At 71.6% G+C, this 15,748-nt stretch carries 17 protein-coding genes; 12 read left to right on the top strand and 5 right to left on the bottom strand.

Features of this window, described 5'->3' with window-relative positions:
- Positions 1 to 1,333, bottom strand: a 1,333-nt coding sequence (locus tag AB7U92_RS02105) for a DEAD/DEAH box helicase (RefSeq protein WP_428574235.1), incomplete at its 3' end; no start/stop codon positions are given.
- A 100-nt stretch (positions 1,334 to 1,433) separates the two neighbouring features.
- Here AB7U92_RS02105 and AB7U92_RS02100 point away from each other — a divergent pair.
- Genes AB7U92_RS02100 through AB7U92_RS02080 form a run of 5 tightly spaced genes read left to right on the top strand, consistent with a single transcriptional unit; the run spans position 1,434 to position 6,338 of the window.
- On the top strand, positions 1,434 to 3,194 hold the full coding sequence (locus AB7U92_RS02100) for an NAD(P)H-dependent oxidoreductase subunit E (RefSeq protein WP_428574233.1): 1,761 nt from the start codon (positions 1,434 to 1,436) through the stop codon (positions 3,192 to 3,194).
- The gene (locus AB7U92_RS02095) at positions 3,187 to 3,897 is read left to right on the top strand and encodes a 2Fe-2S iron-sulfur cluster-binding protein (protein WP_428574230.1); all 711 of its coding nucleotides are present in this window, start codon (positions 3,187 to 3,189) and stop codon (positions 3,895 to 3,897) included. Before AB7U92_RS02100 ends, AB7U92_RS02095 begins: the two co-directional genes overlap by 8 nt.
- A complete protein-coding gene (locus tag AB7U92_RS02090; protein ID WP_428574228.1) occupies positions 3,894 to 4,412 on the top strand; it encodes an NADP oxidoreductase in 519 nt (172 codons plus the stop codon). The genes AB7U92_RS02095 and AB7U92_RS02090 overlap by 4 nt, the downstream gene beginning before the upstream one ends.
- Positions 4,405 to 5,904: a Ni/Fe hydrogenase subunit alpha gene (locus tag AB7U92_RS02085; RefSeq protein ID WP_428574226.1), complete on the top strand. Its 1,500-nt coding sequence runs from the start codon at positions 4,405 to 4,407 to the stop codon at positions 5,902 to 5,904. Before AB7U92_RS02090 ends, AB7U92_RS02085 begins: the two co-directional genes overlap by 8 nt.
- Positions 5,901 to 6,338, top strand: a complete 438-nt coding sequence (locus tag AB7U92_RS02080; protein WP_428574224.1) for a hydrogenase maturation protease — start codon at positions 5,901 to 5,903, stop codon at positions 6,336 to 6,338. The genes AB7U92_RS02085 and AB7U92_RS02080 overlap by 4 nt, the downstream gene beginning before the upstream one ends.
- Here the strand turns inward: AB7U92_RS02080 and AB7U92_RS02075 are convergent.
- Together AB7U92_RS02075 and AB7U92_RS02070 are read right to left on the bottom strand one after the other, a co-directional pair.
- Positions 6,310 to 7,140 (bottom strand): DUF429 domain-containing protein, encoded by an 831-nt coding sequence (locus tag AB7U92_RS02075; RefSeq protein ID WP_428574222.1) that lies wholly within the window; start codon positions 7,138 to 7,140, stop codon positions 6,310 to 6,312. The genes AB7U92_RS02080 and AB7U92_RS02075 overlap by 29 nt on opposite strands.
- A gap of 14 nt (positions 7,141 to 7,154) precedes the next feature.
- A complete protein-coding gene (locus tag AB7U92_RS02070; RefSeq protein ID WP_428574220.1) occupies positions 7,155 to 8,033 on the bottom strand; it encodes an EamA family transporter in 879 nt (292 codons plus the stop codon).
- A gap of 47 nt (positions 8,034 to 8,080) precedes the next feature.
- Here AB7U92_RS02070 and AB7U92_RS02065 point away from each other — a divergent pair, with 47 nt between their 5' ends.
- Genes AB7U92_RS02065 through AB7U92_RS02055 form a run of 3 tightly spaced genes read left to right on the top strand, consistent with a single transcriptional unit; the run spans position 8,081 to position 10,527 of the window.
- Positions 8,081 to 9,142: a DUF748 domain-containing protein gene (locus AB7U92_RS02065; RefSeq protein WP_428574218.1), complete on the top strand. Its 1,062-nt coding sequence runs from the start codon at positions 8,081 to 8,083 to the stop codon at positions 9,140 to 9,142.
- The gene (locus AB7U92_RS02060; RefSeq protein WP_428574216.1) at positions 9,139 to 10,179 is read left to right on the top strand and encodes an asparaginase; all 1,041 of its coding nucleotides are present in this window, start codon (positions 9,139 to 9,141) and stop codon (positions 10,177 to 10,179) included. Before AB7U92_RS02065 ends, AB7U92_RS02060 begins: the two co-directional genes overlap by 4 nt.
- Positions 10,180 to 10,212: 33 nt before the next feature.
- Positions 10,213 to 10,527, top strand: coding sequence for a c-type cytochrome (locus AB7U92_RS02055; RefSeq protein ID WP_428574214.1), 315 nt, complete (start codon positions 10,213 to 10,215; stop codon positions 10,525 to 10,527).
- Between the two features lie 4 nt (positions 10,528 to 10,531).
- On the opposite strand, the gene AB7U92_RS02050 is transcribed toward AB7U92_RS02055, so the two are convergent.
- Positions 10,532 to 11,629 (bottom strand): radical SAM protein, encoded by a 1,098-nt coding sequence (locus AB7U92_RS02050; RefSeq protein ID WP_428574239.1) that lies wholly within the window; start codon positions 11,627 to 11,629, stop codon positions 10,532 to 10,534.
- Positions 11,630 to 11,850: 221 nt separating this feature from the next.
- On the opposite strand from AB7U92_RS02050, the gene AB7U92_RS02045 reads away from it, so the two are divergent.
- The 4 genes from AB7U92_RS02045 to AB7U92_RS02030 are packed head-to-tail and all read left to right on the top strand — an operon-like array spanning position 11,851 to position 15,056.
- Positions 11,851 to 12,651, top strand: a complete 801-nt coding sequence (locus AB7U92_RS02045; RefSeq protein WP_428574212.1) for a class I SAM-dependent methyltransferase — start codon at positions 11,851 to 11,853, stop codon at positions 12,649 to 12,651.
- Positions 12,648 to 13,592, top strand: a complete 945-nt coding sequence (gene menA, locus AB7U92_RS02040; RefSeq protein WP_428574210.1) for a 1,4-dihydroxy-2-naphthoate octaprenyltransferase — start codon at positions 12,648 to 12,650, stop codon at positions 13,590 to 13,592. Before AB7U92_RS02045 ends, menA begins: the two co-directional genes overlap by 4 nt.
- Positions 13,589 to 14,575: a Bug family tripartite tricarboxylate transporter substrate binding protein gene (locus tag AB7U92_RS02035; RefSeq protein WP_428574208.1), complete on the top strand. Its 987-nt coding sequence runs from the start codon at positions 13,589 to 13,591 to the stop codon at positions 14,573 to 14,575. The genes menA and AB7U92_RS02035 overlap by 4 nt, the downstream gene beginning before the upstream one ends.
- A 13-nt stretch (positions 14,576 to 14,588) precedes the next feature.
- Positions 14,589 to 15,056, top strand: coding sequence for a type II toxin-antitoxin system RatA family toxin (locus tag AB7U92_RS02030; protein ID WP_428574206.1), 468 nt, complete (start codon positions 14,589 to 14,591; stop codon positions 15,054 to 15,056).
- Here AB7U92_RS02030 and AB7U92_RS02025 read toward each other — a convergent pair.
- Positions 15,014 to 15,745 (bottom strand): choice-of-anchor D domain-containing protein, encoded by a 732-nt coding sequence (locus AB7U92_RS02025; protein WP_428574204.1) that lies wholly within the window; start codon positions 15,743 to 15,745, stop codon positions 15,014 to 15,016. The genes AB7U92_RS02030 and AB7U92_RS02025 overlap by 43 nt on opposite strands.
- Between the last annotated feature and the right edge of the window lie 3 nt (positions 15,746 to 15,748).

Genomic DNA, 15,748 nt, shown 5'->3' with positions numbered 1-15,748 from the left:
CGAAGTCCAGCGCCCACTGGAACTCCTCGCGCGTGAGCGCACGGAAGGCATGCGTACCGCGTACCTCCTCGTATAGCGACGCCGGCTCGAAACCACCTCCCAGCGCCACGGTGACGAGGTGCTGCACCAGCACGTCGAGCGGCTTGTCGGGCGTGGCGCGGCGCTCGATGCGGCCGGCGCGGGCGGCGTGCCGCGCCGCGGCCGCTTCGACCAGCTCCAGCGTGTTGGTCGGCACGATGGTCACGCGACTGGGCCGGCCCGGCGCATGGCCGCTGCGGCCAGCGCGCTGCAGCAGCCGCGCGACACCCTTGGGCGAACCGATCTGCAGCACGCGCTCGACCGGCAGGAAATCGACGCCGAGGTCCAGCGAAGAGGTGGCCACCACCGCCTTCAGCCGCCCCTCCTTCAAGCCCAGCTCCACCCACTCGCGCACCTCCTTGTCGAGCGAGCCGTGGTGCAACGCCACCAGCCCGGCCCACTCGGGCCGCTCCTGCAGCAGCAGCTGGTACCAGATCTCCACCTGCGAGCGGGTGTTGGTGAAGACCAGCGTGGTGCTGCTGCGCTCGATCTCCTCGACCACCGGCCGCTGCATCTGGGCGCCGAGGTGGCCCGCCCAGGAGAAGCGGCCGGGGTTCTCGGGCAGCAGGGTGTCGATCACCAGGGTCTTGTCGATGCGGCCGCGCACCAGCGTGGCCTCGCGCACGCCAACCAGCACCCGCATCGCTTCGTCGAGGTTGCCCAGCGTGGCCGACAGGCCCCACACCGCCAGCGACGGGTTCCAGCGGGCCACCCGCGCGAGGGCCAGCTGAACCTGCACGCCACGCTTGTTGCCCATCAGCTCGTGCCATTCGTCGACGACGACGGTGTGCACCGCGCCGAGTTCGGCCGCCGCGTTCTCACGCGTGAGCATCAGGCTGAGCGACTCGGGCGTGGTCACCAGCACAGTAGGAAATCGCCGGTCCTGCCGCGCACGCTCGGCCGCGGGCGTGTCGCCGCTACGCTGGCCGAGCGTCCACTCGGGCGCCAGCTCCGGCAGCGGCGCGGCCAGTGCTCGAACGGTGTCGGCGGCCAGCGCGCGCATCGGGGTGACCCACAGCACCTGCAGCGGCGGCGCGCCACGTGCGGGCTGCGGCAGGGCCAGGCCGCGCAGCAGCGCACCCATCCACACCGCATAGGTCTTGCCGGCCCCGGTGGTAGCGTGCAGCAGCCCGCTGCGGCCCGCCGCCATGGCGGCCCAGACCTCGCGCTGGAACTCGAAGGGCTGCCAGCCGCGCGCGGCGAACCAGCCTTCCATCGTTTCGGTGACAGCGTGTTGACAGTCCGCCTCGGGCATCGCCACGAGTGTGCCGTAACCCCCTTGTTCCCCCTCGGCCTTGTGTTTTTGCCCGGGATCAAGTCTGATCAGCCGCAGCCGCCACACCATGCGCGCGCCGATGTCGCCGTACCCCCACCACCAGAACTCGCTCGTCCAGCTGCGGCGCGAAGCCCAGGCCGAACACGGCTGGCTGCCGCGGCCGCTGCTGGCCCGTCTCGCCGGCGAACTGGGCCTGAGCCTGGCGCATGTCGAAGGTGTGGCGAGCTTCTACCGCTTCTTCCACCTGCAGCCGGTCGGCCGCTACCGCATTCTGTTCAGCGACAACGTCACCGACCGCATGCTCGGCAACCAGGCGCTGATGGCGGAGCTGTGCGCCCGGCTGGGCGTGCAGCCCGGCGTGATGCGCGCCGACGGCCGGGTCAGCGTGGCCACCGCTTCGTGCACCGGGCTGGGCGACCAGGGCCCGGCCCTGCTCGTCAATCACCACCAGGTGGTGACTCGGCTCGATGCGCAGCGTGTGGCGCGCATCGCCGAGCTGGTCGAGGCGGAGGTGCCGCCGGCCCAGTGGCCCGCCGAATGGTCGGTGGTCGACGACAACATCCGCCGTGCCGACGTGCTGCTGGGCAGCGCACTCAAGCCCGGCGAGGCCCTGGCCGCCGCCCTGGCCCGCGGCCCGGAAGGCACGCTGGAGGAAGTGAAGCGTTCCAACCTGCGCGGCCGCGGCGGCGCGGGCTTCGCCACCGGCACCAAGTGGGATCTGTGCCGCAAGGCGCCTGGCGACAAGCGTGTGGTGGTGTGCAACGCCGACGAAGGCGAGCCCGGCACCTTCAAGGATCGCGTGCTGCTCACGCGCCATGCCGACCTGGTGTTCGAGGGCATGACGGTCGCCGCCCTGGCGATCGGCGCGACCCAGGGCTTCGTCTACCTGCGCGGCGAGTACCGCTATCTGCTCGATCACCTCGAGACCGTGTTGCAGCGCCGGCGCGATGCGAACCTGCTGGGTAAGAACATCCTCGGCCGCAGCGGCTTCGACTTCGACATCAGCATCCACCTCGGCGCCGGTGCCTACGTTTGCGGCGAGGAGTCGGCGCTGATCGAGTCGCTCGAAGGCCAACGCGGCACGCCGCGCATCCGCCCGCCCTTCCCCGTCGAGCATGGCTACCTCGGCCGGCCGACCAGCGTCAACAACGTCGAGACCTTCTGCGCCGCGGCACATATCGCGCTGCGCGGCAGCGCCTGGTGGGCGGGCATCGGCACGCCGAAGTCCACCGGCACCAAGATCCACTCGATCTCCGGAGACTGCGAGCGGCCGGGGCTGTACGAATACCCGTTCGGCACGCACGTGGAGACCATGCTGGTCGACTGCGGCGCACGCGACACCCAGGCGGTGCAGGTGGGCGGGCCGTCGGGTACCTGCCTGTCGGCCAGCGAGTTCGGCCGGCGCATCTGCTTCGAGGACGTGCCCACCGCCGGTGCGCTGATGGTGTTCGACCGCTCGCGCGACATGTTCGAGGTGGCGCGCAACTTCGCGCAGTTCTTCGCCCACGAGAGCTGCGGCTTCTGCACGCCCTGCCGCGTCGGCACCGAGCTGGTGGTGCGTCGCATGGACAAGCTCGCCGCCGGGCGCGGCTCGCGCCACGACGTCGACGTGCTCTACGAACTCGACAAGCTGATGCACGGCTCCACGCACTGCGGCCTTGGCGGCGCGGCCTGCAACCCGCTGCGCGACACCATCTCCAAGTTCCGCCCGGCCTACGAACGTCACCTGAAGTCGCTGCACTTCGAGCCCGGCTTCGATCTCGACGCCGAACTGTCCGAGGCGCGCGCCGCCAGCGGCCGCGACGATGCGGCGGCGCACCTGGAGTCCTCGCATGAGTGACACCGCGCTGTTTTCACTCGACGGCGAGGACGTCCCCTTCGAGCCCGGTGAGACCCTCCTGCAGGCGGCGCGCCGCGCCGGCCGCTACATCCCGCATCTGTGCTGGCATCCGGCGTTCGCTCCGCACGGCTCGTGCCGCATCTGCACCGTCAAGGCCGGCGGCCGCATGGTCGCCGCCTGCACGACGAAGGCCGCGCCGGGGCTGGAGGTGGAGAGCGCCACCGAGGAGCTGAACGCCCAGCGCAAGACACTGCTGCAGATGCTGTTCGTGGAGGGCAACCACTTCTGCCCCTCGTGCGAGAAGAGCGGCAACTGCCTGCTGCAGGCCACCGCCTACCAGATGGGCATGGAAGGCCCGCACTTCGAGGAGTTCTATCCGGCGCGGCGGGTGGACGCGAGCCATCCGGATCTGCTGCTCGACCTGAATCGCTGCATCCTCTGCGAGCTGTGCGTGCGCGCCACTCGCGAGATCGACGGCAAGAACGTGTTCGCGATCGCCGGCCACGGCATCGCCACCCACCTGGTGGTCAACAGCGAGAGCGGCCTCCTCTCCGATACCGACATGGCGCTGACCGACCGCGCCGCCAGCATCTGCCCGGTGGGCGTGATCCTGCCCAAGCGCCGCGGCTTCGTGATCCCGATCGGCCAGCGCCGCTACGACGAAGGCACGGCGGCCGATGCCGACCGGCAGGAGGCGTCGTGACGAACAAGCTTCGCGTGGCCACCGTCTCGCTGGCCGGATGCTTCGGCTGCCACATGTCCTTCCTCGACATCGACGAGCGCCTCCTCGAGCTGATCGAGCACGTCGAGTTCGACCGCTCTCCGCTCACCGACATCAAGACGGTGGGGCCGTGCGACCTCGGGCTGATCGAAGGTGGGCTGTGCAATGCCGAGAACGTGGAGGTGCTGCGCGAGTTCCGCGCCGCCTGCAAGACGCTGGTGGCGGTGGGCGCGTGCGCCATCAATGGCGGCCTGCCGGCCCAGCGCAACCGCCTGCCGCTGCGGCCGCTGCTCGAATCGGTCTATCCGCAGGGCGTGCCGAACGACCCCGAGCTGCCGCTGCTGCTCAACCAGGTGCGCCCGATCCACGAGGTCGTTCACATCGACTATTCGCTGCCGGGCTGCCCGCCCTCGGCGGATGCCTTCTGGCAGTTCCTCACCGACCTGATGGCCGGGCGCACGCCGCACCTGGGCCACGGGCTCATGCACTATGACTGACACGCTGGAAACCGCCGCGCACCCGGAAGGCCTGCGCCGCGTGGCCATCGACCCGGTGTCGCGCGTCGAGGGCCACGGCAAGGTGACGATCCTGCTCGACGATGCCAACCGCGTGCAGCAGGTGCGGCTGCACATCGTCGAGTTCCGCGGCTTCGAGAAGTTCATCGAGGGCCGGCCCTACTGGGAGGTGCCGGTGATGGTGCAGAGGCTGTGCGGCATCTGCCCCGTCTCGCACCACCTCGCCGCCAGCAAGGCGATGGACCGGGTGATCGGTGCGCATCCGGTGCCGCCCTCGGCCACCGCGATCCGCCGGCTGATGCACTACGGCCAGGTGCTGCAGTCGCATGCGCTGCACTTCTTCCACCTCAGTTCGCCCGACCTGCTGTTCGGCTTTGATTCGGACGTCCACAAGCGCAACATCGTCGGCGTGATCGAGGCGCACCCCGACATCGCGAAGAAGGGCGTGCTGCTGCGCAAGTTCGGCCAGGAGGTGATCCGCGTCACCGCCGGCAAGCGCGTGCACGGCACCGGCTCGATCCCCGGCGGCATGAACCGCCACGTGAGCGCCGAAGACCGCGCCCTGCTGCAGGCCGACATCGCGCAGATCCTCGCCTGGAGCGAAGACGCGGTGACGATCGCGAAGCAGCTGCACGCCGCCAACCGCGCGCTGTACGACGGCTTCGGAACCTTCCGCTCGAAGATGCTCTCGCTGGTGCGGCCCGACGGCGCCCTGGAGCTCTACGACGGCGTGCTGCGCGCGCGCGACGAGGACGGCGCAATCCTGATCGACGGCGCGAGCGACCAGGGCTACCGCGGCCTGATCGACGAAGACGTGAAGCCCTGGACCTACATGAAGTTCCCCTACCTGCGCGCGCTCGGCCGCGAGGCGGGCTGGTACCGCGTCGGCCCGCTGGCGCGGGTGCAGAACTGCGACTTCATCGACACGCCGCGCGCCGAAGCGGCGCGCCGCGAGTTCGTCGCCTTCGGCGGCGGCACGACTCAGCACGCCACGCTGGCCTACCACTGGGCGCGCATGATCGAGGTGCTGCATTGCGCCGAGGTGATCGAGCGGCTGCTCGACGACCCGGCCATCCTGTCGGGCGAGCTGGCGGGCAGCGGCACGCGCAGCGGCGACGAATCTCGACATGGTGTCGGCATCATCGAAGCACCGCGCGGCACGCTGATCCACGACTACGAGGTCGGCGACGACGACCTCGTCACGCGCTGCAACCTGATCGTCTCGACCACGCACAACAACCAGGCGATGAACGAGGCCGTGCGCAGCGTGGCGCGCCAGTACCTCGACGGTCGCGAGATCACCGAGGGGCTGCTGAACCGCATCGAGGTGGCGATCCGCGCCTACGACCCCTGCCTGTCGTGCGCGACGCACGCACTCGGTCGCATGCCGCTGGACGTGACGCTGCTCGACGCCGGCGGCGCGGTGGTCGACCAGGTGCTGAAGTCGGCCGACGGTTCATTGCAGCGCGCATGAGCGCACCGACGCTCGTCTTTGGCTGGGGCAATGTCAGCCGGGGCGACGATGCGCTCGGGCCGGTCTTCGTCGAGCGGCTGCGCGCACTGGCGCTGCCCGGCGTCGAGTGCCTCGACGACTACCAGCTGCAGCCCGAGCATGCGCTCGATCTCGACGGACGCACGCGCGTGCTGTTCGTCGACGCGAGCCTGACCTGCGCCGCACCGTACGAGGTATCGCCGCTGAAGCCCGGCCGCGACGCGAGCTTCAGCAGCCACGCAATGTCGCCTGCCGCGCTGCTGCAGGCCTTCGTCGACGTGCACGGCAGCGCGCCGCCGCCGGCCACGCTGCTGGCGATCCGCGGTGAACGCTTCGAGCTTGGCGAGCCGATGAGCGCGTCGGCCACCGCCAACCTTCAGGCCGCACTCAGCTGGGCGCAGGGCTTCCTGCGCTGACGATCCAGCCTTCCAGCGGATCGACATCCGCCGGCACCCCGAAGCCTGGCTCGCGCGCTGCCCAGGCGGCCTGCACGAGGCACAGCACGGCGTCGAGTTCGTCGCCCGAGGCATCGGCCGCCAGCGCGTCGCGCTGTGCATGCGTCAGGCGCAGGCGCAGGCCCAGCCGCGTGCGGCCCTGCCCCAGCGCCTCGATCAGGTCCTTGCGCGCGATCAGCCGCTCCGGCGTCTGCTTGGCCACCTCGTCGCTCTTGTAGGAACGATTGCCGATCAGTTCGCGCGCCAGCAGGCCCGGGTAGGCCTCCAGCGCCACGCGCGAGGCATCGCCCGCGTGCAGCCCGGGCAGATGCACGCCGGCGTCGATGAGCAGCGGCATGCCGGCATGCAGCATGTACGCCACGGGCGGGTTCACCCACTTCATCGAGGGCGACGAGCCGGCCGGCACATCGCAGGCGCGGTGCGCGAACTTGCCACCCACCGGCCGCGCGTCGCAGAAGGCGGCGAACGTGGCGCGGATCTCCTCGCGCGTCAGCGCCGCGTAGTGGCGCATCAGCGGAAGCCACTCGCACGGCCAGCCAAGCGTCTCGACCAGCTCGCGCGGCAGGCCGAAGGGAAAGTCGAAGGCGCCCAGCCAGGGGCCGGGCGTGCGCAGCCATGCGGCAAAGCCGTCGAAGCTGGCGTGGCGGTCGAGCCGCACGAGCCTGACGCTCGCGCCGTCGCTGGAACCGAGCGCCACGGTGATCGGCTTGCGCTTCGTCGGCCGGCTGGTGAAGTCGATGCCGGCGAGGGTGGGAAACGACATGGGCGGCGACGCTATCACGCCGCCAGCGAGGCCACGCCGGCGGCGATGAAGCCCGCTCCGGCGATGCGCCATCCGCGGTCGCGCTCGCCGAGCAGCCGCCCGCCGAGGAGCGCGGCGAACAGCATCGAGAGTTCGCGTGCCGGCGCCACGTGCGACACCGGCGCCAGTGTCATCGCATACAGCACCAGCACGTAGGCCACCGGGCCGAAGACCGCCACCACCAGCGCCGCCTGCCACTGGCTGCGCCAGGCCTCGCGCAGCGCCGCCGGATCACGCAGCGCGCCCGGCAGCAACAGCGGCACGCGCAGCACATTGCCCAGCCAGTCCACCAGGATCGGCGAGATCGCCAGCACCGTCACCGCATAGCCGTCGATCAGCGTGTAGCCGGCGATCAGCGCGCCAGTGAGCGCGCCGTAGGCGATGCCGGTGCGCACGCGCTGGCGGTGCGCCGTGTCGTGCGCCTGCGCCCACAGCCCGGGCCCTCCGGCGATCAGGAACACGCCGCCCACCACCAGCGCGACGCCGGCCAGGCCGAGCACCGACAGCTGCTCGCCGAGCAGCAGCACCGCGCCGCCGGCGCTGAGCAGCGGCGCGCTGCCGCGCGCGATCGGGTAGACGACGGTCAGGTCGGCGAGCCGGTAGCCGCGCAGCAGCGTGGTGAAGTACAGCACGTGCACGATGGCGCTGGCCATCACCGCGGCCCATTCGCGCCAGCCCCAGAGCGGCACCACGCCCCACGCCACCCACAGGCCCAGCGGCGCCCAGAGCAGGCTGAGCTGCAGGGCGGCAATCAGCGCGAAGCGATGGTCGCCGCCGGCGCGCTTGGCGACGATGTTCCACAGCGCATGCAGCAGCGCGGCGGCGAGCACCAGCGCGAGGGCGGACAGGGGCATGGCCGCCGATTCTGCGCGAGCGCGCTGGCCCGGCCACAATCACCGGCGTGAACCGTTCGTCGTGGTGGATCGCCCTGGCCGTCGTTGCCGTGCTGGCCGTTGCCGCAGTCGGCGGCCTGCGCCTGGCCGCCGGCCGGCTCGAGTCTGCCCTGGCCGAAGCGCTGGGGCCGCGCGCCAGCATCGGCCAGGTGCGCATCGGCCTGACGGGCGTGCAGGTTACCGATCTGCGCATTCGTGCGGCACCGGGCGCCTGGCCTGCGACCGACGAACTGGTGGCCCGCCGCGTCAATCTGCGACCGGCACTGTCCAGTCTCTGGTCGCGCGGCTGGCACATCGCACGCATCGAGGTGGAAGACGGCTACCTCTCACTGCTGCGCACCCGCCAGGGCCGCCTACGCGTGCTGCCGGCCTTGCTGGAGCGGCCGCGCGCCGAGGCCACCGGCGAGGCGCCACGTGTGCGCATGGCCGAAGTCGCGCTGCGCGAGGTGGCGATCGACCTCTTCGACGCCAGCGTGCGCGGTGGCACGCACAAGCTGCGCTTCGAGTCGCTGCACGCCGACGTCGGGCCGCTGGCCATCCCTGCCTTCGACGAGCCCACCGCCATCGACCTCGAGGCCACGCTGAAGGGGCCACAGAAGAGCGGCCGCATCGGCATCGAGGGCACGTTCACCATCGCCACGCTGGATGCGCAGCTGAAGGCCGCGGTGCAGGGCGTGGACCTGGTCGCGCTGCAGCCCTACCTGCTGAAGGTGAACGAAGCGGGCGTGAAGCGCGGCACGCTCGACCTTTCGCTCGACGCGACCGTGAAGGCCAAGCGCCTGCATGCGCCGGGCCGCGTCACCCTCACCGGCCTGGAGCTGGCCAGCGGCGGCGGCGTGCTGGCCACCTTCGGCGGCGTGCCGCGGCAGGCGGTGCTGGCGGCGATGAAGCGCGACGGCCGCATCGAGGTCGGCTTCACGCTGGAGGGCCGGCTCGACGACCCGGCCTTCTCGATCAACGACAACCTCGCCACCAAGCTGGCCGGCGGCCTGGCCGAGACGCTGGGCGTGAGCCTGGGCGGCGTGGTCGAAGGCGTCGGCAGCGTCATCAAGGGGCTTCTCGGGCGATGAGTGTGAATCCGGTGCTGGTGGAGGCGCTGCGCGGCGGCGCGGTGGAGTCGATGCACCGCGGCTCGGTGGCCATCGTCGATGCCGACGGCCGCAGCGTGCTGGCGCTGGGCGACGTATCGCGCGCGGTGTTCCCGCGATCGGCGGTGAAGCTGCTGCAGGCCCTGCCGCTGGTGGCCAGCGGCGCGGCCGATGCGCTGAAGCTGTCCGACGAGGAGCTGGCGCTGGCCTGCGCCTCGCACAACGGCGAGCCGGCGCACGTGGCCACGGCGCGCGGCATGCTCGCCAAGGTCGGGCTCGATGGCGACGCTCTCGAGTGCGGCGCGCACTGGCCGGGGCTCGACACGGCCGCACGCGAACTCGCCGCGCACGGGCAGGCACCCGAGGCGCTGCACAACAACTGCTCCGGCAAGCACGCCGGCTTCCTCTGCCTGGCCTGCGCCATCCATGGCCGCGAGGGCCTGCGCGGCTTCACGCGCGGCTACGTCGAGCCCGGCCATGCGCTGATGCGCGAGGTCACGGCTGCGCTGCAGGCCGCTACCGGGGCCAATCTCGCGCAGGCGCCGGTGGGCATCGACGGCTGTTCCATCCCCACTTACGCGATCCCGCTCGAACGCCTGGCCCTGGCCTTCGCGCGGGTGGCCACCGGCCACGGACTGTCGACCGAGCACGCCCGCGCTGCCCAACGGCTGCGCCAGGCGATCGCCCGCGCGCCGTTCATGGTCGCCGGTACCGGCCGCTTCGACACCCGCGTGATGCAGGCCCTGGGCGAACGCGTGTGCTGCAAGGTCGGCGCCGAGGGCGTGTATTGCGCCGCCCTGCCCGAGCGAGGCCTGGGCGTGGCGATCAAGATGGACGACGGCAACACCGCCCGCGCCGCCGAGGTGGTGATGGCGGCGGTGATCGAGGCCCTGGTACGCCTGGACACTGACGCGGCAGCGCTGCTGCGCGGCCTGTCCGACCTCGGCTTGCGCAACTGGCGCGGCACCGAGGTCGGGCGCTTGCGCGCGAGCAAGGAGCTGCGCGCGGCGCTGGCCTAGATTGGACCGTCCGGTCCCACCACGGAGTCGTCGATGAAGTCGTTCACCACCGCCATGGCCGTGTTGCTGCTGTGCGCCGCAGGCCCCGCGCTGGCCTCCGAGAAGATCGCCGCGGCCTCGGGCTGCGTGGCCTGCCATGCCAGCGCGAAGAAGCTGGTTGGCCCGAGCTACAAGGACATCGCCGCGAAGTACAAGGGCAACGCCGATGCGCCGGCGCTGCTGGCCGAGCGCATTCGCAAGGGCAGCAAGGGCGTGTGGGGCACGGCGCCCATGCCGCCCACGCCCGCGGCGCGGCTGAGCGATGCGGACCTGAAGGCCGTGGTCGCCTGGGTGCTCAAGACACCCTGAGCGTTCAGGACAGCCAGCGCGGCCCCAGTCTCTCGAAGCCGCGCTCCAGCGGCGCCATCGCGTTCGACGCGGCCGGGGCCATCTGGGCACGGACTACCGCCAGCCTTCCTTCGCCGATGCTCTGCTGCCACAGCGGCAGTGCCGCTTCGCTCCAGAACAGGCTGCCGCCGATCTCGCCCACCGCGCCGGCACCCAGGCCGAGCAGCGCGGCGTTCGGCGTGGCGGTGTAGGAGACGAGGTTGCGGCGCAGTTCGCCGCGCCGCAGCGCCAGCGCCAGTTCGTCGTCGGGCAGCACGAACTGGTCGGCACCGATCGCCTCGTAGCCCGCCTCGCAGAGCATCTCGGCGGACAGCGCCCACAGGTCGCGGCAGGTGGCCTCCTCGGGCAGCGCCGAGGCGTCGAGCGCGCGCTGCACCGGCACGGACTGCGGCCGGTGGTGGTAACGCGCCAGCGCCACGCGGTCGGGCGCCATCGCGATCACGCGCTCCAGCGTGGCACGCCAGCGCGGCAAGGTCTGCATCGGCAGGCCGATCATCAGCTCGAGGTTGATGCGTTCGAAGCCCGACTCGCGCGCCACCTGGCAGACATCGTCGATCAGTGCCTGCGAGTGGCGCCGGCCGATCGCCTGCTGGACGGCCGGATCGAGGTCCACCACGCCCAGGCTGGCCAGGCGGAAGCCGAGGCTGCGCAGCAGGTCGAAGTGACCCTGCGACATGCGGCGCGGGTCGCACTCCACCGACATCTCGGCGTCGGCCGGCATGCGCCAGGCCTCCTGCAGACCGTCCACCAGACGCACCAGCTGCACCTCGCCGAGCTCGTTGGCGCTGCCGCCTCCCAGGTGAAGCTGCAGCACCTCGTGTCGGGTGCCGATGCGGCCGGCCAGCAGCCGCGCCTCGGCGAGCAGCGCACCCACGTAGGCATCGATCACGTCGGCCGGCTGTGCCACGTGGACCTCGCGTTCGCAGTAGAGGCAATGGGCGGCGCAGAACGGAATGGCCGCCGCCAGCGCGATCGGCGCCGACGGCTCGGCCGCGACGCGCGCCAGTGCGTGCTCGTACTGTTCCGCTGCATGCCGGGCCGGCGTCGGCCCGGTGATGGGCATGGGCACGGTGTCGACGAATGCCGGTGCGTCGGCACCGTCGCTCGCCTGTCCGCCCCGTCGCCAGAATGGCCTGAGGCTCAGTCGCATTCTTCTTCTCCCCGACCGGGCACGGAAGCCCGCCTTCATCGATCACCATAGGCGCGGGCGGGCTTGACTTCGTTGAGCATCGTCAATAGCGTCAGGCACTCGTGTCGTCAGGTTAGCATGACACTTGGTGCCGCATGACCGAAAGAGATCCGCTGTCGAAGAGCTTCGGCTACGCCCGTGTCGACGCGCACGAGCGCGAGCGGCGCATCCGCCACGTGTTCGAGGCGGTAGCGCCGCGCTACGACCTGATGAACGACCTGATGAGCCTGGGCATCCACCGGCTCTGGAAGCGCACGTTTGCCCGCATGGCGGCGCCGCGTGCCGGCCAGCGCGTCGTCGACCTGGCCGGCGGTACCGGCGACGTGGCGGCGCTGCTGGCCGGGCCGGACCGCGAGGTCACCGTCATCGACCCCAGCGAAGCCATGATGGCCGCGGGCCAGCGCCGCGGCCTGGCGCACGTGCGCTGGCAGACCGGCAGCGCCGAGCGGCTGCCGCTGGCGGACGCGTCGGTCGACACGATCACGATCGCCTTCGGCATCCGCAACGTCACGCACCTCGACGAAGCGCTGGCCGAGGCGCACCGCGTACTCGTGCCGGGCGGCCGCTTCCTGTGCCTGGAGTTCTCCACGCCGCGGCGCTGGCTCAAGCCCTTCTACGACGCCTTCTCCTTCAACGTGATCCCGCGGCTGGGCGCACTCATCGCGGGCACGCCGCAGGCCTATACCTACCTGGTGGAATCGATCCGGCGCTTTCCGTCGCAGGACGAGTTCGCCGGCCACCTTCGCCGGGCCGGCTTCGACGAGGTGCACTGGCGCGACCTCAGCTTCGGCATCGCCTGCATTCACGTCGGCCGCCGGCCCGTGGCTTGCTCCATGTCAATTCCGACCGAGACACACGCTGCCGAGAATGGCTCGCAGGGAGTGAGCAGTTCATGAGCGTCGAACAAGCGAGAACCCGCGATGCCGCCTCGGTGCGCACCGGTTCGCTGCAAGCCTGGTCGGTGGCGGTGCGGCCGAAGAGCCTGCTGGTGGCGCTGAGCCCGGTGCTGGTCGGCGGCACGCTGGGCTTCGCCCGCACGAGCGACATCGACTGGGTTGCCGCCACGCTGGTGCTGGCCGCCGCGCTGCTGATGCAGGTGATCACCAACATGCAGAACGATGTCGGCTACACCGTGCGCGGCGGCGAGCGCAGCGGCACGCGCACCGGCCTGCCGCGCGCCACCGCCAATGGCTGGCTGAGCGTGCGGCACGTGCGCGCCGGCATCGTCGTCGCGGCGATCGTGGCCACCGCGATCGGCATCGCCCTGGTGGCCTGGCGCGGCTGGCCGGTGCTGGCCATCGGCGTGGCCTCGCTGCTGGCGGCGCTGGCCTACATGGGCGGGCCTCGGCCGATCGCCTACACGCCCTTCGGCGAACTCACGGTGTTCGTGTTCTTCGGCCTGGTGGCGGTGATGGGCACCGACTGGGTGCTCACCGGCGGCATCGGGCTGACCAGCGCGCTCGCCTCGGTGGCGATCGGTTCGCTGGCGGCAGCGGCGCTGGCGGTCAACAACCACCGCGACATCGCGCACGATCGGCTGGTCGGCCGGCGTACCTTTGCCGTCACCTTCGGCGAGATGGGCTCGCGGCGTCTGTTCACCACGCTGGTCGCGCTGCCCTTCGTGCTGGTGCCGGTGATCGGCCACCTCGAGCAGGCCTTCGGCCTGCTGCTGCCGCTGCTGCTTCTGCCGGCGGCCTGGAAGCTGCGCCGCGACTTCATCACCAGCCCGCGTGGCCTGGCCTTCAACGAGGTGCTGTTTGCCACCTTCCGCCTCGAGCTGTGGTTCGCCGCGCTGCTGTCGGCCGGCGCATTGCTCATTCCGTACACACAGCGATGAGCACGCTCGTTTCGCGCCGCACGCTGCTCGGCGGCCTCGCCGCCGGCCTGGCCCTGCACGCCACCCGGCCGGCAGGGGCCGCCGCATTCCCCGAGCGCACCGTGCGCATCGTCGTGCCCTACTCGGTGGGTGTCGGCCCCGACGTGGTGGCGCGCAGCCTCGCCGAGCGGCTGACGCGCCAGTGGGGCCAGCCGGTGATCGTCGACAACAAGCCCGGGGCCTCCGGCATCGTCGCCTTCGGCGAGGTGCGGCAGACGCCGCCGGACGGCCACACGCTGTTCCTCGCCGACACGGCCACGCTGGCCGTCAACCCGCTGCTGCACGACACCCTGCCCTACGACGTGCAGCGCGACCTGGCGCCGCTGACGTTGCTGTTCCGCGCCACGTTCGCGCTGCTGGTCGGCGGCCGCAGCCGCTGGCGCAGCGCCGGCGAGTTGGTGGAGGCGGCGCGAGCGCGCCCCGAGTCGGTCAGCTACGCCAGCCTCGGCCATGGCCACGCCAGCCAGGTGGCGATCGAGACCTTCGCCCGCGCCGCCGGGGTGCGGCTGATGCACGTGCCGTTCAAGGATGCCGGGGCGCTGTTCACCGCGGTGGCGGCCGGCGACGTCGATTTCACCGCCTTCGGGCTGAACACAGTGGCCGGCCTGGTCAGCGGCGGCAAGCTGAGGCCGCTGGCGGTAGCAGCGCGGCAGCGCCTGGTCACCCACCCCGAGCTGCCGACGCTCGCCGAGTCGGGCGGACCGCCGGTGGAGATGCATCCCTGGGCGGCGCTGGTGGCGCGTGCTGGCACGCCGGTGCGGGTGCTCGATCAGCTGCAGCGCGACATCGTCGCCGCGCTCGGCGCGACCGACGTGGTCTCGCGCGCTGAGCTGGCGGGCTTCGAGATCACGCCGTCGACGCCGCAGGCGCTGCGCGAGCGCATCGAGGCCGACCGCGCCGCCGTGGCGCCGCTGGTGGCCGAAGGCCGCGTGGCGCGGCCCTAGCGGCGCGACCGCGATGCGGGTTCGCCGCAGCGCCCTGGTGGAGCGCAGTGCCGAGCAGCTGTTCGACCTGATCGAGGCCGCCGAGCATTACCCGCGCTTCCTGCCCTGGTGCGCCGGCGCCACCATCCTCGCGCGCGACGATGCGCTCGTGTCCGCCGAGCTGCGCGTGCGCCTGGCAGGCACGCAGTTCGAGATGCGCACCCGCAATCCCAAGCGCCGGCCGGAGTGGATGGCGATCCACCTGGAGAGCGGGCCGTTCCACCGCTTCGAGGGCGAGTGGCAGCTCGCGCCGCTGGGCGCCGACGCCTGCCGCGTGGCCTTCACGCTCGACTACGAGTTCCGCCACGGCTTCGTCACCCGCGCCGCCGCGCCGGTGTTCGACCGCATCGCCGATTCGATGGTCGACGCGTTCGTGCGCCAGGCCGAGGCGATGCCGCCCTATCCGCCGGTGCCGGTCAGCGGCAGTTCGAGCCCGCCGTAGGCGGCGTTGTAGGGCACGCTGATCACCAGCGGCGTGGGCACCGACAGGCCGGTGACGGTGGGGGCGAAGGTCACGCTGACGTTGCAGCTGGAGCCGACGGCCAGCGTGTCGGGGCAGTCCTCGGTCGCGCTCCAGCCGCTGCCGGTCGGTGCGGTGATGGTCAGCAGCCCGTCCGCGTTGCCGATGTTGCGCACCACGTAGATCACCGTCCGGCTGCCGCCGCGCGCCACGGTGCCGAAGTCGCCGTCGGTGCTGCCGACGAAGCCCAGCGCCGCAGCGGCCGGGTCGAGCGCGGCCACCGCGGTGCCGGTCAGCGACAACGCCACCGTCGCGGCGTTGCTCGTCACGCGCAGTTCTCCGGCGAGCACGGCCGCCGCCGCGGGCTGGTAATAGACGGAGAGGAAGCACTCGTCGCCCTCTTCCAGCCGCGTGGGACAAGTGTGGCTGAGCGTCAGCCCGGCGCCGCTGACCGAAGGCGCGATGTTCTCCAGGGGCTTCACCCGCGGCAGGCCGGCATCGCTGTTGCGCAGCCGGAAGTCGAGCCGCTTGCGCGTGCCGATCAGCGTCTGCACGTAATCCGTGCCCGGTGCGCTCACCGCCGTGAGCTGCGGCTTGGGATCGCTCTCCTCGATGCTGCCGCAGCCGGCGAGCACGGCGGCGGCGGCCATGGTCGTCACGATTCGCTTCATCGT

It is taken from the genome of Piscinibacter sp. (assembly GCF_050175855.1).
GTDB lineage: Bacteria > Pseudomonadota > Gammaproteobacteria > Burkholderiales > Burkholderiaceae_C > Piscinibacter.
This window is presented reverse-complemented; position numbering and strand designations above follow the sequence as displayed.